The sequence below is a fragment of the Paraburkholderia sp. SIMBA_027 genome, from assembly GCF_046535315.1.
GTDB lineage: Bacteria > Pseudomonadota > Gammaproteobacteria > Burkholderiales > Burkholderiaceae > Paraburkholderia > Paraburkholderia tropica.
In genome coordinates, this window is sequence record NZ_JAWRWY010000938.1 from 1 (window position 1) to 260 (window position 260).

At 67.3% G+C, this 260-nt stretch carries 1 protein-coding gene; it reads right to left on the reverse strand.

Annotated features, from left to right (window positions below; all coding sequences use genetic code 11):
• A partial coding sequence (locus SB764_RS41865; protein WP_410867017.1) for a glycoside hydrolase family 15 protein occupies positions 1–260 on the reverse strand: 260 nt, incomplete at both ends.

The window sequence follows — 260 nt, forward strand, 5'->3', positions numbered from 1 at the left end:
CCTCGGGCCCCGAACCTCCCAGAGTCCGTTGTCCGGCTGGTCCCACGCCCCTTCCAGGTACTCCATGAGGGCCACCTGGATATCCCAAGAGTTATCGACTGTGCCCGGCGGTGAGTACGCCCGGGTCAGCGAGAGCCCATCCAGGACTTCGCCCCACACATCGAGTTGGAGTTGGGGGGCCGCGGCGTTTCCCAGCCGGACCGGCGTGGAACCCTCGTAACCGGAGAGCCAGGGGATCTCTGCCTCCGGAAGTCGGCGGG